At 46.9% G+C, this 22913-nt stretch carries 20 protein-coding genes; 8 read left to right on the top strand and 12 right to left on the bottom strand.

Annotated features, from left to right (window positions below; genetic code table 11):
* Positions 1-314: 314 nt before the first annotated feature.
* Genes OEL83_11605 through ileS form a run of 10 tightly spaced genes read right to left on the bottom strand, consistent with a single transcriptional unit; the run spans position 315 to position 10575 of the window.
* The gene (locus tag OEL83_11605; GenBank protein ID MDK9707684.1) at positions 315-524 is read right to left on the bottom strand and encodes a hypothetical protein; all 210 of its coding nucleotides are present in this window, start codon (positions 522-524) and stop codon (positions 315-317) included.
* Between the two features lie 48 nt (positions 525-572).
* The gene (bioD, locus tag OEL83_11600; protein ID MDK9707683.1) at positions 573-1265 is read right to left on the bottom strand and encodes a dethiobiotin synthase; all 693 of its coding nucleotides are present in this window, start codon (positions 1263-1265) and stop codon (positions 573-575) included.
* Entirely contained in the window at positions 1262-2056 is a 795-nt protein-coding gene (gene bioC, locus OEL83_11595; GenBank protein MDK9707682.1) for a malonyl-ACP O-methyltransferase BioC, read from the bottom strand. The genes bioD and bioC overlap by 4 nt, the downstream gene beginning before the upstream one ends.
* Before the next feature lie 23 nt (positions 2057-2079).
* Positions 2080-2763 (bottom strand): DUF452 family protein, encoded by a 684-nt coding sequence (locus OEL83_11590; protein MDK9707681.1) that lies wholly within the window; start codon positions 2761-2763, stop codon positions 2080-2082.
* A 16-nt stretch (positions 2764-2779) separates the two neighbouring features.
* Positions 2780-3964 carry an 8-amino-7-oxononanoate synthase gene (locus OEL83_11585; GenBank protein ID MDK9707680.1) on the bottom strand — a complete coding sequence of 395 codons (1185 nt, stop codon included), beginning with the start codon at positions 3962-3964 and terminating at the stop codon, positions 2780-2782.
* Positions 3961-5256, bottom strand: coding sequence for an adenosylmethionine--8-amino-7-oxononanoate transaminase (gene bioA, locus OEL83_11580; GenBank protein ID MDK9707679.1), 1296 nt, complete (start codon positions 5254-5256; stop codon positions 3961-3963). The genes OEL83_11585 and bioA overlap by 4 nt, the downstream gene beginning before the upstream one ends.
* Before the next feature lie 7 nt (positions 5257-5263).
* Complete coding sequence (bioB, locus tag OEL83_11575; protein ID MDK9707678.1) at positions 5264-6259, bottom strand: biotin synthase BioB; 996 nt, start codon at positions 6257-6259, stop codon at positions 5264-5266.
* Between the two features lie 52 nt (positions 6260-6311).
* Positions 6312-7265: an ACP S-malonyltransferase gene (gene fabD / locus OEL83_11570; GenBank protein ID MDK9707677.1), complete on the bottom strand. Its 954-nt coding sequence runs from the start codon at positions 7263-7265 to the stop codon at positions 6312-6314.
* Complete coding sequence (gene lspA, locus OEL83_11565; protein ID MDK9707676.1) at positions 7265-7747, bottom strand: signal peptidase II; 483 nt, start codon at positions 7745-7747, stop codon at positions 7265-7267. The genes fabD and lspA overlap by 1 nt, the downstream gene beginning before the upstream one ends.
* 14 nt (positions 7748-7761) lie before the next feature.
* Positions 7762-10575: an isoleucine--tRNA ligase gene (ileS, locus tag OEL83_11560; GenBank protein ID MDK9707675.1), complete on the bottom strand. Its 2814-nt coding sequence runs from the start codon at positions 10573-10575 to the stop codon at positions 7762-7764.
* Positions 10576-11093: 518 nt separating this feature from the next.
* On the opposite strand from ileS, the gene ftsE reads away from it, so the two are divergent.
* The 4 genes from ftsE (at position 11094) to OEL83_11540 (ending at position 15358) form a co-directional block, all read left to right on the top strand.
* On the top strand, positions 11094-11798 hold the full coding sequence (gene ftsE, locus OEL83_11555) for a cell division ATP-binding protein FtsE (GenBank protein ID MDK9707674.1): 705 nt from the start codon (positions 11094-11096) through the stop codon (positions 11796-11798).
* A complete protein-coding gene (ftsX, locus tag OEL83_11550; GenBank protein MDK9707673.1) occupies positions 11795-12682 on the top strand; it encodes a permease-like cell division protein FtsX in 888 nt (295 codons plus the stop codon). Before ftsE ends, ftsX begins: the two co-directional genes overlap by 4 nt.
* 368 nt (positions 12683-13050) lie before the next feature.
* A complete protein-coding gene (locus tag OEL83_11545; GenBank protein ID MDK9707672.1) occupies positions 13051-14010 on the top strand; it encodes a peptidoglycan DD-metalloendopeptidase family protein in 960 nt (319 codons plus the stop codon).
* 28 nt (positions 14011-14038) lie between these two features.
* Complete coding sequence (locus OEL83_11540; GenBank protein MDK9707671.1) at positions 14039-15358, top strand: S41 family peptidase; 1320 nt, start codon at positions 14039-14041, stop codon at positions 15356-15358.
* Here the strand turns inward: OEL83_11540 and era are convergent.
* A complete protein-coding gene (gene era, locus OEL83_11535; protein MDK9707670.1) occupies positions 15355-16323 on the bottom strand; it encodes a GTPase Era in 969 nt (322 codons plus the stop codon). The genes OEL83_11540 and era overlap by 4 nt on opposite strands.
* Positions 16324-16541: 218 nt before the next feature.
* Between era and OEL83_11530 the strand changes: the two genes are divergently transcribed.
* The 3 genes from OEL83_11530 to OEL83_11520 all read left to right on the top strand — a co-directional run bounded on the left by OEL83_11530 (position 16542) and on the right by OEL83_11520 (position 20294).
* A complete protein-coding gene (locus OEL83_11530; protein ID MDK9707669.1) occupies positions 16542-18542 on the top strand; it encodes an RNB domain-containing ribonuclease in 2001 nt (666 codons plus the stop codon).
* A gap of 341 nt (positions 18543-18883) precedes the next feature.
* Positions 18884-19828: a helix-turn-helix domain-containing protein gene (locus OEL83_11525; GenBank protein ID MDK9707668.1), complete on the top strand. Its 945-nt coding sequence runs from the start codon at positions 18884-18886 to the stop codon at positions 19826-19828.
* A gap of 49 nt (positions 19829-19877) precedes the next feature.
* Positions 19878-20294: a hypothetical protein gene (locus OEL83_11520; protein ID MDK9707667.1), complete on the top strand. Its 417-nt coding sequence runs from the start codon at positions 19878-19880 to the stop codon at positions 20292-20294.
* Positions 20295-20433: 139 nt separating this feature from the next.
* Here OEL83_11520 and OEL83_11515 read toward each other — a convergent pair whose 3' ends face one another.
* Positions 20434-20646: a hypothetical protein gene (locus OEL83_11515; GenBank protein MDK9707666.1), complete on the bottom strand. Its 213-nt coding sequence runs from the start codon at positions 20644-20646 to the stop codon at positions 20434-20436.
* A 676-nt stretch (positions 20647-21322) separates the two neighbouring features.
* On the opposite strand from OEL83_11515, the gene OEL83_11510 reads away from it, so the two are divergent.
* Positions 21323-22732, top strand: a complete 1410-nt coding sequence (locus OEL83_11510) for a sigma 54-interacting transcriptional regulator (GenBank protein ID MDK9707665.1) — start codon at positions 21323-21325, stop codon at positions 22730-22732.
* Positions 22733-22913: the final 181 nt, after the last annotated feature.

Genomic DNA, 22913 nt, shown 5'->3' with positions numbered 1-22913 from the left:
AAGGGGAAAACCTAAAGACAAATCCGGCGATTTAAGTTCATTAGTGAGTAGTTTGCAGGAAAATGAAAAAATTGTCTCAAGGACGTACACATAGGCAAGACAGCAAATGCTGTTATTTAGAAATAGATGGTCATAGAAGTCAGTCGTATGAAAAAGACTCCCTACATACCATATATTCCTTGAATGACCAAGCGGAAGTCGCTGCCACCCCTATTCACAAAGAAATACCGTAAAACAGCTGCCTGCAGGCCATTCGCTACTATCGGAACAAGTTAGACCAACCAAGTGAAAACCTTTCTCCCCCTGCCCTCAATTCAAGTGTTCGCCAAAGCCCTTTGTGCCTTGATCCATCCCAGTCTGATAAAATATTGTTGTCCACCATTCTTCCATTGGGAACATTGATCATCGATCTTTTTACGCGGATAATCAATTTCCATCTCTTTATCTATCCGGCAAATCCCCACCGTAGTATCCTGCAGGTGGAAAAATCGACAGCTCAAGCAAAGCCCTTTTGCATCCTTCATCTTCAACAATCCATAACTGTGAGGTGATACCTCATGGGTGGTTTTCAGTTACAAAAAACAGGTATATAAATCGTCTGGTTTTCCTTTCTGATCATACTGATCAAGGGGATGGAGATCAATAATCCGACCAGGGAACCCATATTTTTTTAAATATTTCGCAAATATCTCCCGAGAATCCTGGGCAATTCTCTGATCAGTGTCGAAAAACCGGTTGTATATAAGCGCTTCGACCTTGATCTTTCTATGGTATGCCAACTCCAAGGCGGCAAGGGTATGGTTAATCGACCCAAGACGCGCACAAGTCACCAAAATAAGAGGATATTTCTCTTCTGTTACAAAATCGAGAAAGGTGTAATCTTCGGTAAGGGGTACCGCCAAGCCTCCTGCCCCCTCAAGAAAGATCACCTCATATTGGCTCCCGAGCTCAGCTATGCTCCTGCGGAGAACCGAAGTGTCTATCGCCTGTCCCGCCAGTCTCGCTGCAAGATGAGGGGAACAGGGAACAGGAAAGACATAGGGACAAGTCAGGCCGGAATAATCCAGGGGCAAAGGCTCAATTCCCATTAGTCGCCTATGACAAAGAATATCCTCACTCAGGCCAAGACATCCTGTCTGAACAATCTTCTGGCTAATAGCTTTCACCCCATGAATGGCAAAGGAACAGGCGAGGAGCCCTGTGGCAATGGTCTTGCCGATGCCAGTGTCTATGCCACTTACGCAGTATACCTTCGCCTCAATCATCGAATTCTTTCCTTCCTTTTCTCCGCCACGACAAAAATCGAGTTATAGGTTACCGGCAAACCTTCTTCCGTTGCGTATTGAGCGGTATATCGTCGCTCAAAATCGCGTAACTCTCGCAGATTCCATCGCACTTTCCCAAGGCCCCCTACTCCGGTCTGCCTGATATGTTGAAGCACCTTCTGCAGCGAAGGAAAAACCAGCTGCATTTTTTCTTCGTGTACAGACAGCACATTAAAATCCTTAGCCAGTATGGCTGCAAGTTCTTCACCGGTATGATAGTGAAGGCCTCGACCGGTAAGGGTACTTATCTCCCCCATCGTTCCTGGGCTAAAAATGGAGAAGGCCAAGTGGCCGTTGCGGTGCAAAGCCGCCGCAATATTGTAGATAAGGTTTGGCAGATCAGCAATCCACTGGAGGGTAGAGGAAGAGACAACCAGATCAAGATCATGTGGGAGCACAACCTTTTCAATATCACCGGGATACAGTTGCACAGCCTTCACTCGTCTAAGAATGCGCTCTCGGGTATGAAGGCAATAGTCCGGCACCAAATCATTTACAAAAAGGGTATTGATAGCTGCTGATTCACAAAGCATCTCCGTGAGTATACCGGTGCAGCAGCCGATTTCCAGGACCCGAGAGTAGCCTATATTGGTAAATTGCGACAGTAGCTTGACCAGATTCCGGCTGATGCCCCTTTGCACAACGGCGTTTCCGTCGTAGGTTGTCGCACTGGCCTTGAAACAGCTGGCAACCAGCTCCTTATCAGGATGCTCTGTATGGCGCTTTTCCAAAATGCAGTACCCGGGTAGTATAGTTACCTTTTCACTGTAGACTCAGCAAATGTCAGTAGATGATCCCAACTCTGCCAGAGATAGAAGAGGAAATGGAATCCGGCAATTTCGGTGACCTGTTTACCAAACCAAAATTGTCTCTGGTTTTCCGAAGGCACCACCCAATCATATTCGGCCACAATAATCTCCCGATATATAGATTGGTCTGGCGAAAGACAATCGACAGTACTCTCCAGACACGCCAATTCTGCACGCTGATCTAAATGCGATCGTTGCGGTTGCCGTGTTAAAAACATTTTCAGATTGGTTTTTTCCCGACACATACGCCGATAGAATTTCATCCGGGTTGTTTCGTTAAACCCGGATAAGGTCTCATGAAAAATCTTTCCTGGAATTCCCAGCTTGTCGTTTATGGGACACAGTGTGCCATTTATGGCAATAATTCGAGAAAAAAGACCGGCCATATCGGCAAACAGTTTTTGTCCCACCCATACCCCCATAGACCAGCTTATCAAATAGACTCGTTTATACCCTTCTATAATAGGGAGTAAAGGCTCGGGTGGAGCAAGTTCCCGATAATCATAGAGCATGTAGACGTCATAGGCACTGCTGGCAAGCGGCTGAAAAGGGGTGCCATCCATCCCCCAGCCATTACAGAAGATAATCAGTTCGGATCCTATTCCCTGGTGTAGCCACTCTGTTTGCATCGTTTTTTTTCGGATATTAATGCTTTAAACGCTGGATCAGCTGGGCAATGTCGGAACCCATGGCGGCGATATCGGACCAGCGCATATCAGCAGTGAGTGATATACGAAAGCGCGAGGTTTTTTCGGGTACCGTCGGCGGTCTGACCGGAAAGATCAAATACCCTTTGTCCTGCATGGCGTCGGCTAATTTCCCCGCCAATGCATCATCACCGAGCATCACCGGGACAATATTAGTCGATCCGCCGGTGACCAAACCATTATCCCGAAGACTTTGCCGAAAAGCTACCGACAGTGCCTTGAGGGCATTTCGTTGTTTGTTGTAGCCGAGCATTTCTTTAAATACGAAATGGTTCCAAGACATTACGACAGGGGGCAAGGCCGTGGTGAAGATAAGCGAACGGCTGTGATTGATTAAATAGTCGCGAATGACTGCCGAACACAATAGAAAGGCCCCAATCGATGCCAGGGCCTTGCCAAAGGTCCCTACCAGGAGGTCAATGCCCGACAACTGCCCCTGTTCTTCGGCCATCCCGAGTCCAGAAGCACCGTACAGCCCAATTGCATGCGCCTCATCAAGGTAAAGCAGACAACCGTATTGCTCCTTCAGGGCCACAAGCCGGGAAAGATCGGCCACATCCCCGTCCATGCTAAAGACCGACTCACTGACGATAACCACCCGGTTGAAGTCGCTCCTGTATTCTCGCAATAGTTCAGCGAGATGATTATAATCGCAATGGCGGTAGCGTTTATGCTGCGCCGTGCAAAGGCGCATGCCATCGACAATCGAGGCATGGTTGAGTTTGTCGGACAGTATGAGGTCATTTTTGCCGAGCAATGCTGGTAAGATCCCGATATTCGCATGATATCCGGAATTAAAAAGAAGGCACCCTTCTCTGCGGTAGGCATTCCTCAAGGTATCTTCAAGCGCCTGGGCGTTGGTGCTATCGCCGGTCAGCAGCCGCGATGAGGCCGCCCCAAGGCCGAAATCATCCAGGATAGAATCTTTGTCTAAATGAGAATAAAATTTCTGATGGAGACCTTTATTACCGGCCAAGCCGAGATAATCATTGGAGGTTACATTGAGCATCTCCCGGCCTTTAAAAGTTATCCGGCACCCATGCCGGCCGACAAGAGGCTTTAAGGTCCTGAGCCTTCCACCCTCCTGAAGTTTTGCCAGAGAATCCGAATAGGAATCGGTCATGCCGATACCTCCAGAGCTACGACCCGGCAAAGTGCACTTGTCAGGGTTCGCAGATCTGCATCGCTAATAATATATGGTGGCATGACATACACAAGACGGCCAAACGGCCGTATCCAAACCCCGTGTTCAACAAACATTTCTTGAATTCTGGCCATCACCACCGGTCTCTCAAGCTCCACTACACCGATCGCCCCAAGCACCCGCACATCAGCCACTCCGGGCATGCTCCGGCATGGTTCGAGACCCTGCCGTAGACCGCTTGCAATGCGTGCGATATTCTTCCGCCAATCACCTGCAAGAAGTAACTGGATAGAGCAAACGGCAACGCTGCAGGCAAGGGGGTTGGCCATAAAAGTCGGGCCATGCATAAACACTCCGGGTTCTCCTTGAGAGATGCCGTGGCCGATCTCTTCGGTTGCCAGCACCCCGGCAAGGGTCATATAGCCGCCGGTAAGGGCCTTACCGAGACAGAGAATATCCGGCGATATGCCGGCATGGTCACAGCCGAACATTGTGCCGCTTCGTCCAAAACCGACGGCAATCTCATCGGCAATCAGCAGGACCCGATAATCGTCGCAGAGCTGCCGTACCTGGCGCAGATATTCGGGATGGTAAAACCGCATCCCCCCCGCGCCCTGGACTATCGGTTCAAGGATAACCGCGCATATCACCTGGTGATTTTGCTTGAGTGTGTTTTGAAAGGAATCTATATCGCTTTCATCCCATTCGTCAGAAAAACGACAACGCGGTGCATCGGCAAAAAAGTACTGTGGCAAAACCCCCCGGTAGATTTGGTGCATGCCACATACCGGATCGCAAACCGCCATCGCATGAAAGGTATCACCATGATAGCCAGAGCGAAGAGTAAGAAACCGATTCTTGCCTGTACGTCCTTTTGCATAGGCGTATTGGATCGCCATTTTCATTGCGACTTCTACCGCTACCGACCCTGAATCACAGAAGAAAACCCGTTCAAGACCGGGGGGGGTAATATCGATCAATAGTTTCGCCAATTCGATTGCCGGCCTATGGGTAAGGCCCCCAAACATGACGTGAGAAAGGCGTTCCGCCTGCCCCTGAACAGCACTTGTGAGGTGAGGATTATTGTAACCATGAATGACCGACCACCAGGAGGCCATTCCATCGATCAATTGCCGTCCGTCGGCAAGGCGAATCCGTACTCCTTCAGCGGAATCGACGAGATACACTTCCAGTGGATTGTCGATAGAGGTATAGGGATGCCAGATATGGTGTCGGTCAAACAGCAACAGCTCGGAATTCTTCTTATCCACGCAGTTCCTACCTACCTTGTATATTGTCGGCCAGGTAAAATCCCAGCGATCTGAACATCGCAATATCCTCGGTGAGGTTGTTGCCGATAGTGGTCAGATAATTACCAACTATCGCGCCATTCGCCCCGGAGGTGAAGCATTTATGCTGCTCGCTCCCCAGCAGATTTCTGCCACCGGCAAGTCGAATTACTGCCAAGGGATTAACAAGTCGGAACATCGCCACACAAATAAGAACCTCGTCAACTGTGAGCGGCGACAAATGGGCAAACGGGGTATCCTTAATGGGGGTCAAAATATTCAGAGGAATTGAAGTCACTCCCAATTCCCGTAACTCGAAGGCCAGCTCCAATCTTTGGCCGAGGCTTTCGCCCATTCCGATAATCCCCCCGGAACAAACCTCCATACCGGATTCTTGGGCTATCTTAATGGTTGCCACCTTTTCATCCCAGGTATGGGTAGTGCAGACGTGAGGGAAAAAGCTTTTAGAGGCCTCAAGGTTACAGTGATATCTCGTCACCCCCATCTTTTTTATTTTTCTGGCCTTCTCCTTTGTCAGAAAGCCCATAGAGGCGCAAAGCGACAGCGTGGTTTTCTCTCGCAAGCCATGGTAAATAGCACTAAACTCCTCAAGATGGTCATCAGTTACCGTTCGACCGGCGGTCACAAGGGAAAATCGTTTGACACCGTGTGCCTCATTTTCCTTGGCAAGAGCAATGGCCTTTTCGCCGGCGATGACGTCATAGTTAGCAACCGCGGTCTGGTAATGGGAGGATTGTCCGCAGAATTTACAATCTTCGCTGCATCTGCCTGATTTAGCATTGACGATTGAGCAAAGGTCAAGAGCCTTATGATGAAAATGCCTTCGCACCTCGTCTGCCGCCTGAAACAACGCAGTCGGCAGTGAGTTGCCCAGCAAGGCCAGTTCCAGAGCCTGCTCGAACCCGAGTTGCCGGCCGGATACAATCTGTTGAAGTGCTTTTTTAATCACCCCGGTTCCGTCCATCTCATTTCACCTGGAGCCACAGACCATGATTATTTCTCTTAACGACAGGTTTCTACTGTTCCTTGCGAAGAGCCTCAAGGCAACTCGCCAAAGAAGACGGCGAATCAAATTGCAATGCCGTAATCTTTGTCCCTTTCGGGGCGATTTTCTTTATCATCCCTTTGAGAACCGCCTTGGGTCCGACCTCGATAAAGGTATCGACACCATCTGCTAGCATGGACTCAATAATCTCACACCAACGCACCTTCGAGGCAATTTGCCTGGCCATCATGTCTTTAATGGTCTCTGGATCGCTGTCTACCTTCGCTGAAACATTAAAATAGATAGGAATTTTTGGGGGATTGAAGGTAATTCTTCTCATAAAATTTTTGAAATCGGGTATAGCCGCAGCAACCAGTGGGCTATGATTTGCAACGCTGACATTTAGCGGGATTACCCGGGCACCTTTCTCTTCAGCTAGCCGCGTTACCCCATCCAATCCCGGAAGAGATCCTGAGATGACAATCTGTTCCGGGGTATTATGGTTAGCAGCAGTAACAACCCCCTCCCCTTTATACCCTTCAATGATTGCATCTAGGGTCTGACTGTCCAAGCCAAGCACCGCCCGCATTCCACCTGGATTACTATTTCCCTCCCTTTCCATAAGGGCGCCACGTTCCCCAACCAAACGAATGGTGTCCTCAACCCCGATAACCCCTGAGGCACAGAGGGCGGAATATTCTCCGAGGCTGTGACCTGCCATGCAGCTCACTGCGACTTGACCGCCAAGTTCATTGTGTAATCTCTGCCAACAAATCAGATTGGTTATAGTGATAGCAGGCTGAAGGTTTGTCGCTCTGGTGAGCTCCTCCATTGGACCATCGGCAATGAGGGCTCCGAGCTTCAAACCACATACTGCCTCAGCCATGGCCATAAGGTCAGCGCTGGCTGGATCATCTTTAATAAATTCCTGCCCCATTCCTAAGAATTGTGACCCCTGACCGGGAAACAGAACCGCTATTTTCATTATGACTTCCTCACTTCCTGATTTCTGACTTCAAAGAAATTGACGACAAGAAACAATCCGGCTCCAACGCAAATCGCCGAATCAGCGACATTGAACGCCGGCCAATGATAACGGCCAACGTAAAAATCGAGGAAATCTATGACCGCTCCAAAGCGCACACGATCAATAAGATTCCCCGCAGCTCCGCCGGCGATAAGGGCCAATGCCAGCGAGTAATACCTGCTGACTTTTCGTAATTTCCAATAGGCGACAGTAAGACCTATCAGTGCAATGAGTCCAATCCCCAGGAAAAAATAATGCCGCCACGGTGAATCGAAATTGGCGAGCATACTGAATGCGGCGCCGGTGTTCGTCACGTATACCAGATTAAAAAAGCCCGGGATGATTTCCACGGATTCATATAACCGCAAGTAACCGATAACCCACGCCTTGGTCAGTTGGTCAAGGACAATTGCACTTACTATGCAAGCGATGTACACCACGAATTATTCCTCTCCTACAGCTGCATTTCCGCAAGCACACTGGCGCACCGCTCACAAATTGCCGGATGGGCTGTGACCGTCCCCACAGTTGTCGACCGTATCCAGCAGCGCTCGCATTTCTCTCCCCGGGCCGGATGCACCTGAATCACCATTCCGGGGATCTCATCGCTTGCAAACTGTATACCGGTAACGGGGCTGTCCTTTTGGGCCATGGCCAATTCCGAGATTATCGATATCTCTTTGATAAGGTCCCAATGACCACTGAGAAAACCGACCATCTCGCCTTCAGCGGCAATGAGAACCTCTGCCTCTAAAGAATGGCCAATCACTTTGTCACGACGGGCTATTTCCAGGGCCTTGGTAATCTCTGAGCGAATTTTGATAAGTTTCGCCCATTTTTCCATCATTTGCTCGTCACAATCGATAGACTTTGCTGGGGCAAATTCAGCAAAATGAATCTCCTGCAAAAGAGGTCCATTCTCGCCAATCCCTTTGAGGACATTCCAAGCCTCTGCGGCGGTAAAACAGAGAATGGGGCTCATCAGACGTAACATGCCATCGAGGATATCATACAAAACCGTTTGCGCCGACCGTCTTGCCCTTGAATCGGGGGCTGAGGTGTACAGCCTGTCTTTCAAGATATCGAGATAGAAGGCACTCATGGTGGTGCCGCAAAAATAGTTCAGCCCTTGATAGATGGCGTGAAATTCATACCGCTCATAACTCTGGGTGATCTTGTTTTTCAGTTCCTCGAATTTGGCCAGGGCCCATCGATCAATCTCAGCCAGTTCGCTGTCTGCAACCCGGTGTTTTCCTGGATCGAAGTCATTTAGATTACTTAAGAAATAGCGAATTGTATTGCGAATCTTGCGATAGGAATCGGAAACCTGCTTGAGAATTTCGTCGGAAACCTTGACATCATCGCGGTAATCTTCGCTTGCAACCCACAGCCTGAGAATCTCGGCGCCATATTTTTCAATTACCTCCCCAGGAGCAACGACATTTCCAACCGATTTGGACATCTTTCGCCCTTGACCATCGACGACGTATCCATGGGTTAAAACACCTTTAAAGGGTGCACGCCCTCGGGTTCCGGTAGAGGCCAACAGGGAGCTATGGAACCAGCCTCTATGCTGGTCGCTACCCTCCAGATAGAGATCCGCCGGCGAGCACAGTTCCTCTCGCTCCTCTAAAACAGCGGCATGGCTCACCCCGGAGTCAAACCAGACATCGAGGATGTCTTCTTCTTTGGCAAACTCTTTTGAGCCACACTTTCGACAGGTGGTATCATTACCTATAAAATCTTCTAGTTGATGGCTAAACCAGGCATCAGCCCCTTCTTTTCTGAAGAGTTCGTCTATCTTTTCAACAAGCTCCGTTGACTTGACGATCTCACCGCAAGATCGGCAGCTAATCACTGTGAGCGGCACGCCCCAACTTCGTTGGCGGGAAAGGCACCAGTCAGGTCGACCTTCAATCATCGAGTAGATGCGCTGCATGCCCCAAGCCGGAGTCCATTGCACGGTCTCTATGGCTGCCAGGGCCTTTGTCCGCAATCCATTGTTTTCCATGGAAATAAACCACTGCGGCGTGGCCCGGTACATAACCGGTTCTTTGCACCGCCAACAATGCGGATAACTGTGTCTGATGGCACTTTCCTTCAACAGTGCTCCAGAGGCCGCCATGTCGGTGATTATTATCTTATTAACCCGCGGTATTTGCTGTCCGGCATAGGGTCCGGCGTCTTTAGTGTATATTCCCTTGTCGTCAACCGGCGACAGGATATCCAGACCGTATCTCAGGCCGGTCTGATAGTCGTCCGCACCGTGCCCAGGCGCGGTATGGACACAGCCGGTACCGGCATCGGCGGTGACATAGTCAGCGAGCACCAAGACAGATTCTCTGTCCATAAAAGGATGCCGGCATTTACGATGCTCAAAAGGCGTTGCGACGAATGTGCCTAGTATCTTGAAATCCGTGATCTCCGTTGCGGCCATTACATTTTCTACCAGATCTTTCGCCACGATCCAGATCTCACCGGCAACAGCCACAGCCGCATAAATGAATTCAGGATTGAGGGCAATGGCGAGATTGGCTGGAAGGGTCCAGGGGGTGGTCGTCCAGATAACGAAGAAAACCTTGCCGCCAGTCAGGGATGGATGGATATCGGAAAAATCCTCCCCTGCCGCAAATTTAACGTACACGGAAGGCGAGGTATGATCGGCATATTCAACCTCAGCCTCGGCCAAAGCGGTGGTACAGGTGGTACACCAATAAACTGGCTTACGATTGCGAATTACTGCCCCTGAGTGTAGGAAGGTGTTAAATTCCCTGGCGATGGCCGCCTCGTACGAATAATCGATAGTGAGATACGGTTTATCCCAATCACCTAAAACACCGAGTCTCTTAAACTGTTCTTTTTGGATTTTTATCCATTTATTAGCGTATTTGCGACAGGCACTGCGTTTTGACAGTTTAGGGATAGTGTTCTTTTTCTCGCCAAGTTCCTTGTCAACGTTATGCTCTATCGGCAGACCATGACAATCCCACCCCGGAACATAGGGAACGTTAAAACCGGCCATTCTTTTTGATCGGAGAATGATATCCTTGAGTATTTTATTAAAGGCAGTACCCAGGTGAATATTGCCATTGGCATATGGAGGCCCGTCATGAAGAACGAAGAGCGGTTTGCCTTGGGCTGTTTCCTGAATGCGCTGGTATAAATTTTCCTTGTCCCATCTTTTCAGAACCTGAGGCTCCTTCTGGGCAAGATTTGCCTTCATATTAAAGGCGGTTTGCGGCAGATTAAGGGTTTCCCTGTAATCCATGTCATTCTCCTTCATATATTTCGCTAATCGGGTTAGAGGTATTTGATCCTCAATTCCGCGACTCACTTATAGAATTTCTTTATATCAGGTCAACTGCGAAACCTGTAACAATACCAACTGCAGGCTAAGTTGCAAGTGTAAATTCGCCGCTTATGGCTATGATCGAAGGAACCGCCGCCACCCGGAAACATGATTCAAACGCCATCACCCATAGTCAGCTTAATCGAGATTATCCCCATGTATTCCCTACGTTTTGTAGGTCTGATTGCCAAGCATCAAGGGGCAAGCAAAGCCTACACATAGGGAAATTGTCTTTTTTCGCCAAAGTTTCTTGGCCAACTATTGATAGAATTACCTTTCATCGGGAAATGCTTTATTTTTTCCCAATTTTTCTTAAAATAGAGTACCTTGCTCCATCAAACCAGGAACGCTCTTGCCATCCCCACATACGGTTGATTGTTTTGCGCCCAGCGCGGCATACTGCGTCAAAAATCTTGTTTGTTTCATACGTTTGAAAAATGAAGACAAATTCGAACAACAACAATGAGATAATGATCGAGCTGATTAAAGTCTCGAAAGAATACCCACCCGATGTTACCGCCTTAAAAGACCTTTCCCTGTCAATAGCCAGTGGCGAGATGTTTTTTGTCATCGGAATGAGCGGGGCTGGCAAAACGACCCTGCTCAAATTACTCTGCAGCATGGAATTGCCAACCAATGGCCTCATTGAAATTTCCGGAAGACCAATCAACCAGCTGAAAGGATACCACCTTGCTAAACTTCGGCAGAAAATAGGTGTAGCGTATCAAGATTTCAAGTTGCTCACTAACAGAACGGCCTCCGAAAATATAGCAATCTCTATGGAGGTATCTTACAAAAAACCGCAAATCATCAAAAAGCGGGTGCGTGATCTGCTTGACCAACTCGACCTTGCTGACAAACATGACACTATTACCGGTGAGTTATCCCGGGGAGAGCAGCAAAGAGTTACACTTGCCCGAGCTGTCGCCAATTCGCCAACAATGATTTTAGTCGACGAACCAACTGGCAACCTCGATGCAATAACCACCGAAAGAGTTATGAATCTTCTTAATAAATGTAATAAAGCCGGGGCAACTATCGTTATAGCCACCCATGATGATTCAATCTATCGCCACACCTCGCACCGAGTAATGGAACTCCGCAAAGGTCGACTACACTCAATCTCCGGAGAACTCATATGAGTTTTTGGTTTACTGTCTTCAGGCAGGTTGGCCGCAATATCCGTCAGACATGGGCGTCGCAACTGATGACCCTGCTCACCGTCAGTCTCTCGGTCTTGATATTCGCCTTTTTCTACCTTATTTATGCTAACATGCTAACCTTTGGGGAAAAACTTGGAGACGACCTCAGTCTCATTGTCTACCTCGAAGAAGAAGCAGGCCCTGAACTGCAGCAACAGCTGACGAAAAAAATAACCACCTTTGACGAGGTCGAAAAAATCCGTTTCATTTCAAGAGCGGAAGCATACCAGCGTTTTGAGCGCCAACTCGGGCCAAATCAGGACGTCCTTAATGACATGCCGAAGGATTTCCTGCCTCCTTCAATTGAAGTCATTCCCCTGAAAAATTTGCGGAGCCTCAATCAGGTAAAGCTTTTTTCAGCATATCTCTCGCGCCTCCCGGGTACACTCAAAGTGCAATATGGACAAGATTGGGTGGAGAGATTTTATTATTTCACCAAGCTGCTATCGATTATCGTTCTTCTCAGTGGCACCCTGCTTATCCTGACGACCATCTTTATGGTAGCCTACACCATCCGCCTCACTATACTAGGCCGACAGGATGAGCTAGAACTGCTTAAGCTTGTCGGCGCTACAAATAACTATATCAGAACTCCTTTCCTGCTTGAGGGAGTTCTCCAAGGGATTATTGGTTCTAGTCTTGGGATAGTTTCGCTTTTCATTCTATATAAATGGATAAAGCTACGATTTTCCGGCCCCAGTTTTCTCAATCTTTTTGAATTTTCATTCTTTCCACCTGTGGTCAGTTTAACCATTATCTGCGTTTCAATACTCCTCTGCACTGTTGGCAGCTATTCGACCATGCAGAAGTTTTTACGTATTTGAGCCATTTCTCTCTTCCTTTCGTTCGAACTATGAGATTCAGCGCTTCTTGCATCACCGCGGGTATCAGCCGAACCTCCCTCTGCCGACGAAAACCTCTGCCGTTTTTATGCCTTTTTATTGCCTGTATCATCCTTTCTTGGCTGTGTTCGCCGATTACGACCCTTTTCGCCGGAGAAAACGATATTTCCGAGAGCAAGGAAATTGGTAGCTTCAGGATAAAAATCCGCCGTCTCCAACAGGGAATCCTCACCAAAGAAAATCAAATCACTGAGACGGAGATCAAGGAACAAAATATCCTCGATGAGCTTGAGATCCTTGATAATAAAATTATCCAGCAACAGGACAAGCTCTCAGAGCTGGAAGAAAAAATGCGCAATCAACAAGCTCTAATCGATAAGAAAGAGGAAGCTCTGGTAAAGATTCGTGACGACAAAAGCAGAGTAGAAGAACATCTGAAAAAAAGAATTTCCGCATACTACACCATGGGTGATATTGGCCTTCTCAATGTAACCTTCTCCACCCAGACCCTTCCCGAACTTCTTACCTTCCACGACGCCTTTGATGTACTCATAAAATATGACCAGAATCTCCTTCGCGTGTATGGAGACACCATCAAAGAGCTTCTGCGAGTAAAATCAGCTCTTGATTTAGAAAAATCGGTTCTCCAGGAATTTATCAATCAGGCAATTGCCGAAAAAGAGGTTTTAGAGGCGGCAAAGACGGAAAAACATATCCTCCTAACCCAAGTTCGTACCCAGACAAAGCTTCACAAGCAAGCGATGGAAGAAATGCAACGGGCCTCCGATGATTTGACGAAGTCCATCGTTGCCATAAAGAGCAAAAACCAAAGTGAAGACCAGAATTTTCTAGCCAACAAAGGCAATCTCCGTCCCCCTGTGGACGGCGAACTCATCACCCTTTTCCAACAAGAAAAGGTTAATAAGCTCGGAATCTCAAGAAAATCTCTTGGCATCGAACTGCAGGCGCCTGATGGGACCAATATTGTCGCCGTTAGTGATGGGGAAGTGATTTTCTCTGGATACTTACGTGGTTATGGCAACACTGTTATAATACACCATGGTTTTCAGTATTACACCGTAACTGCCCGAATCGAAAAAATCCTCGTTACCCAGGGACAAAAGCTAAAACGTGATGAAGCCATCGGAATAGTAGGGAGCACCGCTACCCTCTTTGACGAAGGTATCTACTTTGAGGTTCGCCACTCCAACCAACCACTGGACCCACTCATCTGGCTAAATCCTAACAGATTAAGGACTGCAACTGAGCAATCCACAGCTCCGCCTGACAAAGGAAGTCCTGTTCAATGAACTATTTTTTTTAACCTCGAGGAACGCTATGTTCACCTCAAATAAATATTCTTTTTCTTCCGCCGTTCTCCTGTTGCTTAGCCTGTTGTCTTTGAGTCCCCCAGCATCTGCTGAGATTTCTCAGGCAGACAAGGAAACCACCTATAAACAGCTGGAACTCTTCTCCAATATACTGAGCATACTCCAGGAGAATTATGTTGAAGAAATCAATACGAAAGAGGCTCTCAATGGAGCAATCAGGGGGCTTCTTTATTCTCTTGATCCCCACTCCTCTTATCTGGCCCCGGAAAGCTTCAAAGACCTGCAAGATGAAACGCGGGGATCATTTTCCGGAATCGGCATTGAGGTGACGATTAAAAACGATCTTTTAACAATCGTCAGCCCTATTGCCGATACCCCTGCCGATCAAGCCGGCCTTAAAGCCAATGACATAATCCTTGAAATCGACGGTCAAAAAACCAAAAACATGGCTCCCTATGATGCAATTGAAAAACTTCGGGGACCGGCAGGCACCTCAGTGACCCTGTCGATCTACAGAGAGGGATGGGACGAGTTAAAAAAAATGACCATTAAAAGAGAAATAATTCCAATTCAGTCGGTAAAGGCAGAATTTCTCTCCCCGGGCCTCGTCTACTCACGGATCACCAAATTCCAAAGCCATACCAGCAGTGAGTTCAAAACAAAATTGCAACAGCTAAAGAACGAAAGGCAAATAGACGGTCTCATTCTTGATTTGCGCAATAATCCCGGTGGATTATTACATCAGGCCGTAAGTATTGCCGACATATTCCTTGAAAAGGGCAAAATAGTTTACACCAAGGGTCGCCGGCCAGATCAAAATACAGTCTTTACCGCCCATGCCAGCGGTGAGAAGCGCCAATTCCCGCTGGTTCTCTTGGTCAACGAAGGATCGGCAAGTGCAGCGGAAATCGTGGCCGGGGCTATCCAGGCCCATAAACGAGGTATAATCGTCGGCATGCAAACCTTTGGCAAGGGCTCAGTGCAAACAATTATTCCTCTGCCGGACGGTGCAGGCCTGCGCATGACGACGGCCACCTACTACACCCCGGACGATCGATCTATCCAAGCTCTTGGAATTACGCCTGATGTCGAGGTGCCCTTCGTTGCCTGCGCTCAACCGGAAAAACCAAAGACCGATAAAAAACTTATGAAAGAGGCCGATCTATCCAACCATCTGCCTGGTTTATTGCAGGAAAAAGGCAAGAAAGGAGAGAATATTGCGCCTAAATTGGAGGAACGCCTCCAGCAAGACAATCAATTGCGCACTGCCTTCAATGTCTTGAAAAGCCTTACTCTCTTCTCGGGATACAACAAGAGCGAAAACTAAAAGCCAAGTTCCCTGAGAAAGCGCTTGTCCTCTGACCAGTTCCTGTGAACTTTTACCCAAAGTTTCAGCAGAACCTTTTGGCCAAGTAACGTTTCCATGTCTTTTCGTGCTGCCGTTCCAATACTTTTCAATTTCTGCCCGCCCTTGCCAATAACAATACCCTTCTGCGAATCCCTATCGACTATAATTGCGGCATGAATAGTCACCAGTTGCCTTGACTCATCTTCCTTGAAAGATTCAATGAGAACTGCAGTTGAATATGGAACTTCCTGTCCCGTGAGGAGAAACACTTTCTCTCTGATAATTTCGGCGCAAAGGAACCGTTCAGAAGCGTCGGTTGGGATATCCTCAGGAAATAACCTTGGTCCAAGAGGCAACAAATCAAGAATCTCCTTGCGCAAACCCTCCAGGCCGTCTTCACGCAGAGCGGAAATTGGAATAATTGCCTTAAATGGGAACAAACTGGCGTATGCCTCGATCATCGGAAGGACCAGCTTTCGGTCGATAAGATCGATTTTGTTTAAAACCATTACGGCAGGCGATTTTATCTTTTGAAAATAGGAGAACAGCTCAGCTTGCTTCTCTTCCTTGAGTTTTTTCGGAAGGGGAAGTGAAACATCGAGCAAAAAAAGGACAAGATCGACCTCCGTTAAACTGTCCATGGCAATCTTCGCCATTTCTATATTGAGGGGCTCCCTGGATTGGTGAAGTCCTGGTGTGTCAAGAAATACTATCTGGTACTCTTCTTCATTTGCTATCCCGACAATTCGGTTCCTTGTGGTCTGCGGTTTAGGAGTTACAATAGAAATTTTTTGGCCAAGAAAATGATTCATTAAGGTTGATTTCCCGGCATTTGGCGGACCAACAATGGCCACCATCCCTGATTTGACTGGTTTTTCCGAAAGATTCATAGAATAATTAAGATAATATGGAGAGAAGAAGAATAAGTGTGGGCAAAATTTCATTCCACACTATACTGTCTGACGTTTGTCTTAGAGACTATCAAAATGAAGCAAACGTACTGTTTATGTACTATACGACCTTTCACCTGTACTTATACCGCAAGGGCATAAGTTTCGTTTTGAGCAGACAAGCTGCTCAACTCAGCTTTATACCATTTCCAAGATATGCGGAATAAAAATAATACTTTTGGGCAAAAAGGCTTGGAACGGTTTAAGGATCGATGATTGTCGCCGGGAAACTCATAGAATACCTTGATAATGGTAAATTTGTCTGCGCCTTGGTGGTCGAAAGCCAGCTCAAACGGCTTCGCTTGATCAACCAAAATGGCCGAGAACTCAATCTGCCAGTATCCCGGGTTATTCATTGTTCAAACCAAACACACCCTATCAGTGAAAACAGAGAACTCCTCACTAAACAGCTGCGCGAGGCCTTTGAAAAACGCTGTTCTCTGATGAACAACGTCAATTTGCGAGAAGTGTGGGAAGTAATCTCTGAAGATGGCCCTCATTCTTTCACTCCCGCCTTTCTTGCCGAATTGACCTTTGGCGAAATTGCCAATGATGATTCCATTTCCGCCCTCCTTCGCTGTGTATTTGAGGACAAACTCTTCTTTAAGTACAAAGAAGGTCTGATTCTTGCCAACCAACCGGAAAAAGTTGAACAACTGCAGACACAATTGAATAAGGAGGCGAAGCGACAACAACTCATTGAAAAAGGTGCAGAATTTTTCACTGCACTATTCACTTCCAACTCCGCTCCTGAAAAACTTGGAGAGTTGGAGGAGGAAACTCTGAAAATTATTCGTGACTATTATCTTTTTGGTAATGAAGCAACTGAGGCGGATCTCGCCCAAAAATTATTGAAAACCGCAGGACTCACCAAACCGCACGATCCTTTTCATCTGCTCGTCAAGGCCGGCATCTGGTCAGTCAATGAGAATATTGCTCTCCTCCGGCAGGAACTACCCGTCAATTTCTCCCTGGCTGCACGTCAACAGGCCGAACTTATCCTCCAGCGAGGGCAGGAAGAATTATTCGATGACCCAGGCAGAACTGACCTTACCTATCTCTCTCCTATCACCATCGATGGACCGACAACCCTTGACTTCGATGACGCACTAACAGTCGTGGAACAAGATGGCAACTATCTGGTTGGTATTCATATTTCAGATGTAGCCCATTATGTCCGCCCCGGTGATCCACTCTTTTTTGAGGCCATGCATAGAGGCACCTCAATCTATTTCCCGGAGGGCCAGATACCGATGTTGCCCCGCCATCTTTCTCAGGGAATATGCAGCCTGATACAGGATGAAACTCGTGCCGCTTTAAGCTTTATGATCCTGCTCTCAGCAGACGCAGAAATTCTGAAAGTACGAATATTTCCATCAATCATCAAAGTAAAGAGACGACTCACCTATGATGAAGTTGACAGGATGCTTGATACAGACAAGGAGATCCGCCTACTTGATATGCTCCGCCGGAAACTGCGATCACGTCGATTGAAAAAGGGGGCGCTCCTTCTGCCATTTCCCGATGTTAATATTTTTGTTGATCATCAAGGCAAAGTGCATGTCAACCTTTCAAAGAGTGATACCCCGGCAAGAACAATAGTGTCGGAAATGATGATTCTGGCCAACAGCGAAGCCGCAAAATATGTCGCTGATCGTATGGTACCTGGGCTCTTCAGATCACAGCCGGTCCTCCAAAACAGAATCGTTTTTGGAGAAGATGATGATCTGTTCCAAAACACCTTGCAGAGAAAAAACATTCCGCGCGGCGAGCTGTCAACTACCGCAAAATCACACAGCGGCCTCGGCGTGTCACATTACACAACTGTCACATCACCGATCCGCCGGCTCCTTGACTTGGTTATGCAGCACCAGTTAAATTCCATTATCCGTCGCAAAGAACCTTGTTTTACTGAGGAAATGTGCAAGGATTTCAATTCGGTTCTTACTCGAACCCTGACTGCCGCGCAAATCGTTCGCCAACAACGCCAACGTTACTGGCTGCTTAAATATTTGGCCGACCGACAGGGGCAGTACGTTGACGCCTTGGTAATCCAAACCAACCCAAAAAGAATAAATCTTCTGCTCACCGATATTCTCATGGATATAGACCTTCCACCACCAGGTGGTAAAGCTGTAAGCCCGAATATGTGTGTTAAAGTATTGATTGTCAAATCCGATCCGCTTGATAATGTTCTGCGCCTTGATTGGTAAGTGCCATTTCCCGTAAATCTTCTTGAGTATTCTAATTCCCTCGTAACATAAGAAAAGAAATCGAATACATGAACTCAAGCTACCCATCCTGACACCATTAGACTCTCGACATAATCGACTGGAATTATTTCTTTCTTGGATTTACGGAAATTGGTATATATGGTGCGATTGAATGCAATCCGCACCTCTGTCATAGCGGTAACTATGGAAGTTTTGCTTGTACAGAAACAGCAGAACATTCTACTCCTTCGTGTAGAGAACCCAACTTTTTATGTGTGGAACTCTGATGCCCGGAGAGAGTTTTTCTATTAAAGCCTCTTTCTCTAAACCCAGAATCTTTGATGACAGATCATCCGCTGCCTGGCCCAATGAGTATGGTGCACGTTGACGGGGCAAAAATCAAACGTCTGCGTGAAGAGCAAGGATTGACGCAACTCTATTTGGCTACTGCCGTTCATGTCACCACCGATACTATTTCAAGGTGGGAGAACCGGCGTTATCCAAGCATTAAAAAGGAAAACGGTATAAAGCTAGCGGAAGCACTCAACGTTCAGCTGGCGGATATCCTTGAAAATGAAATTATAGCCGAAATCGCCGCACCTCCCCCCCAGTCTACTGCTTCGCAGCCATTATCCGCCGAAAAGCAAAAATCCGGCATTTATAAAGTCTGGCCCCTTTTGATGCTCTCCTTGACGCTCCTCGGAGTCTTTGCGACCTTTGCCTGGTTTTCCTTGTCTTCTTCTCCCCGTCTTGTTATCACCGCCGAACGAAGCGCGCCAGAGCACTGTATCGCGGGACAGTCCTTTCCCGTGCTCATCAGAATTACCGGTGGCCCAGCGGATAAAGCAACTGCCGTCGTTATTAGAGAGAATCTACCGGCAAATGCGACAGTTTTAAAGATATCGCCGGAGATTTCGGGAGGCAGCAAAAAAAAGGATACCATCAAATGGCTAAAAAAAATTAACGAAACCGCTGTATTTGCCTACGTTATCAGCGTAAATGGCGGGAAAGACGAACAAATTGGCTTTCATGGTACTGCCGCAATAAGTGGCGATCCAAACACTGCCCCCCCGATAGGAGGAAGCAGTTCAGTGCGCATAGGTCATCACCACTGGGCCGATACTGATAAAGACAACACCATCAGCGACAGTGAAATTCTCGCAGTACATGACCGTTACAATGAAATTGAGGGAATCAATCTGGATATCAATATGATAGAGAAAATGTGGCTGGGATCGGGGTATAAGTGGAATGAATCGACTCAGATGATCGAAATTTTAAAGTAATTCGGGCCGGTAAAAAAGATTGTTTATTTGGTTATACGGAGAACACCCCTTGTCAAACTCACATACAACTTGGTGCCACCCTAAAACTATACTCCTCTATGCTATAATTGTGGCCGCATCATGGTCCGTTCCGGCCTATGCTGTAGACAACCTGGTATCCGGAAAATACTTTTTCTCGTCCGAGACTGAAATAATTTTGAACATCTCCATCCCAAATCCTGCCCCAGCTAATCTCATAGTCGAACAACATATTGCGTCTGGCAACGAGATTATAAGTACCTCACCGCAAGCGAGGAAAATAGATAAGGCCGAAGGTAAAGTCAAATGGCTGTTCAAAAAAACCAAAGACGGCATTCTTTCTCTATCAATTAAGCTCAAGAGTCCATTGAGCGGCGATATCTCGGCAATGGTTCGTTACCGATCTCCTCAGGGAGGAGCGTTCACCGAGTTGCGAATAACTCCTTGATAGCCTCTCAAGACAAGTCATCTGGTTGTGGCCTTGTATAACGAAACAAGATCTCCTCAGTCAGACTTTTCCACCGCATTAATAAAAAACATAATCTCTTGGAAAAAGTCGGTTAACGAGAACCAAAAAATAACAGAGACTAATCTGCCCCTAAATAGCAATGGTGTTCTTTGAGCAATTCGATGTTGCCATCGATTTGGACATGTCGCCGATTGAATTGATCCAAATAGGTTTTTGCGAGTTTTCTTCCCTGAGGCATCCCTGAGACGGCCTTCGTTACAATGAACCCCCGTCCCACTTCGCGAAATTGTAGCTTTTCGTGTTCTTTTACTAACATGCTTTTTTTGTTCATTTTCCCTTTTCCTGATGACGAACAAAGCGTCGCCATTTGCGGATTCATGGTTACACAGCAAAGAACAAAAAATATCCGCCGGATTTTGAATTTTTTATTAAATCCATCGGTGTTTTTTATCAATTTGCTGGCAGGAAATCGGCGGGTCCCCCCCAACTTCATTCCTAACTGGTTACGATGTTGTGATTCTCTTCATGATACATTTTGCACCACGACGAATTTGAGAGCATTTTCCATGCCAACCATATCAAGGACACCTCTTCTACCCAACAACAGCCTGATAATACAAGTAAATAAAATATATGTTACCTCTGACTCGGTTATCCTTTTCTCTTTAACCTTTTACAATTGTGGTAAAATATATTACACATGAAGGAACCAGCTTGTTAATATATCTGTCATTTTTTTATCATCTACTTAATAGATTAAACAATCTATTTAATATGTTAATGCATATCAACACTTTCACCCTTTGAAGGTGTCAAGCCATATCAAATCAATTAACAATGTTGTTAATAGCTTTTACACAACAAACTCAACCACCTCCTCCAAGATGCTGCCAATAAAAACTGAAATCAGCCACCTTCGTAAGCGTTTAGCCCAAGTGTCCACCTCAAGAATTTTGGACGACCACAAGGAATCGGTAATCTTTTACACAAAGATACTACCAACACTTATGAGGGTGGAGCGCTGCACTATTTTCATTATGGAAATAGGTTCAAACCGGATATGCTCAATGTTCGGTACGGGGCTGGAAGAAATACGAATTGTTCCGCCAATGGATGGCAGTGTGGTCGGCAGGGTTATATCCACAGGGAAAAGTGTCATTGACAATGACCTAACCAGTCACCAGGGCTATCACATACAAATTGCAGAACAAACAGGATTTGCATGCCACAGCATGCTTTGTAGCCCTATCAAAGCAAAGGATGATAATCAAGTTTTTGGTGCTGTACAATTATTGAACAAATTGGATAGAGGAGTGTTTTCTGAAGATGATCGATTACAGTTAGAAGAAGTCGCCTATATCCTTTCTACCTCTATCAAATCAACCGCTTTTAACCAGGAAATCCTTCATATAGCCGATTTTCTGGGCCAGGAAGTGGACAGACTCGGACAGAGCTCTGTTCGGGGAAAACTCTTCATCGCTGAAAGCCCGGCTATGCGTGAAGTGCTCCATCTCGTCAAGGTGGTAAGCACCACTCCGATAAACGTCATGATCCTCGGTGAAAACGGTACGGGGAAGGAACTTATTGCCCGCATGATTCACGAACAGAGCGCAAGAAAAACCAAACCGTTTGTCCCGGTCAACTGTGCCTGCATTCCTGAAAGTCTCGTCGAAAGCGAATTTTTTGGACACGAAAGGGGGGCCTTTACAGGCGCAGACAGCAGTAGAAAAGGAAAATTTGAAGATGCGGACAGTGGTACTTTGTTTCTTGATGAGATCGCCGAAATGCCGCTTACCGTTCAGCCCAAAATACTGCGCGCCCTAGAGGAACAAGAAGGTCAAAGGTTGGGAGGCAATAAAACCATATCCTATGATTTGCGCCTTATTTGCGCCACGAACAAAGACATCTCAGTACTGGTCAAAAAAGGCCTATTCCGTGAAGACTTGTATTTTCGCCTCTTCTCTGTTGAAATCACAGTCCCACCACTTCGTAGGAGACGGGAGGACATCCTTCCATTGGCACTTCATTTTCTCGAACAGACCAACCTTCGTTACGCCAGGAATGTCGCAGGATTTGACACTGATGTTTTGGATCTTTTTGAACAATACCAGTGGCCAGGCAATGTGCGCCAACTGATCCGGGAGGTCGAAAGACTTGTCGCTCTAACAGCCGATAATGAGATAATTCGCCTCTCGCAGTGTTCTTCACCCCTTCAAGAATTCAGTCAAATTCCTGGCAGCAATGGCGGTCCTGCTCTCACCTCTCTCTCCATTCCCGAGCACGTGACTTACCTAGAGAAAAAACTAATTGAGAAAGCTATGAAGATATCTAACGGCAATAAATCTCAGGCTGCTAAACAGCTTTGTTTGACCAGGCAATGCCTTGCACAAAAGCTTAAGCGGTATAGACTCCTATAAACAATTTCGACCTTCATTCCCAGACCCCTTCACCAAGCTATTAGGAACGATTAGGTGTAGTAGTTACGACTTGATCTGACAGTTACCAGTTTTTTGCAGGTGTCTGTCAGATCAAATTCAGTTCAAGTTTTTATCCTGCCATACTGTCTTTCCATCCACAAGGGTTTCCATCGGAGTTCGC

The sequence above is a fragment of the Desulforhopalus sp. genome (genome assembly GCA_030247675.1).
Classification (GTDB): domain Bacteria; phylum Desulfobacterota; class Desulfobulbia; order Desulfobulbales; family Desulfocapsaceae; genus Desulforhopalus_A.
The sequence above is the reverse complement of the archived record's forward strand: the minus strand, read 5'-3'. Positions and strand labels throughout refer to the sequence as shown.

What these genes read in the sequence shown, in the direction of transcription:
- OEL83_11605 (MDK9707684.1), bottom strand. Translation starts at nt 524, where the DNA reads ATGAAGGATGCAAAAGGGCTTTGCTTGAGCTGTCGATTTTTCCACCTG.
- bioD (MDK9707683.1), bottom strand. Translation starts at nt 1,265, where the DNA reads ATGATTGAGGCGAAGGTATACTGCGTAAGTGGCATAGACACTGGCATC.
- OEL83_11590 (MDK9707681.1), bottom strand. Translation starts at nt 2,763, where the DNA reads ATGCAAACAGAGTGGCTACACCAGGGAATAGGATCCGAACTGATTATC.
- OEL83_11585 (MDK9707680.1), bottom strand. Translation starts at nt 3,964, where the DNA reads ATGACCGATTCCTATTCGGATTCTCTGGCAAAACTTCAGGAGGGTGGA.
- bioB (MDK9707678.1), bottom strand. Translation starts at nt 6,259, where the DNA reads ATGGACGGAACCGGGGTGATTAAAAAAGCACTTCAACAGATTGTATCC.
- fabD (MDK9707677.1), bottom strand. Translation starts at nt 7,265, where the DNA reads ATGAAAATAGCGGTTCTGTTTCCCGGTCAGGGGTCACAATTCTTAGGA.
- ileS (MDK9707675.1), bottom strand. Translation starts at nt 10,575, where the DNA reads ATGGATTACAGGGAAACCCTTAATCTGCCGCAAACCGCCTTTAATATG.
- ftsE (MDK9707674.1), top strand. Translation starts at nt 11,094, where the DNA reads ATGAAGACAAATTCGAACAACAACAATGAGATAATGATCGAGCTGATT.
- ftsX (MDK9707673.1), top strand. Translation starts at nt 11,795, where the DNA reads ATGAGTTTTTGGTTTACTGTCTTCAGGCAGGTTGGCCGCAATATCCGT.
- OEL83_11545 (MDK9707672.1), top strand. Translation starts at nt 13,051, where the DNA reads ATGCGCAATCAACAAGCTCTAATCGATAAGAAAGAGGAAGCTCTGGTA.
- OEL83_11540 (MDK9707671.1), top strand. Translation starts at nt 14,039, where the DNA reads ATGTTCACCTCAAATAAATATTCTTTTTCTTCCGCCGTTCTCCTGTTG.
- era (MDK9707670.1), bottom strand. Translation starts at nt 16,323, where the DNA reads ATGAAATTTTGCCCACACTTATTCTTCTTCTCTCCATATTATCTTAAT.
- OEL83_11530 (MDK9707669.1), top strand. Translation starts at nt 16,542, where the DNA reads ATGATTGTCGCCGGGAAACTCATAGAATACCTTGATAATGGTAAATTT.
- OEL83_11525 (MDK9707668.1), top strand. Translation starts at nt 18,884, where the DNA reads ATGACAGATCATCCGCTGCCTGGCCCAATGAGTATGGTGCACGTTGAC.
- OEL83_11515 (MDK9707666.1), bottom strand. Translation starts at nt 20,646, where the DNA reads ATGAACAAAAAAAGCATGTTAGTAAAAGAACACGAAAAGCTACAATTT.
- OEL83_11510 (MDK9707665.1), top strand. Translation starts at nt 21,323, where the DNA reads ATGAGGGTGGAGCGCTGCACTATTTTCATTATGGAAATAGGTTCAAAC.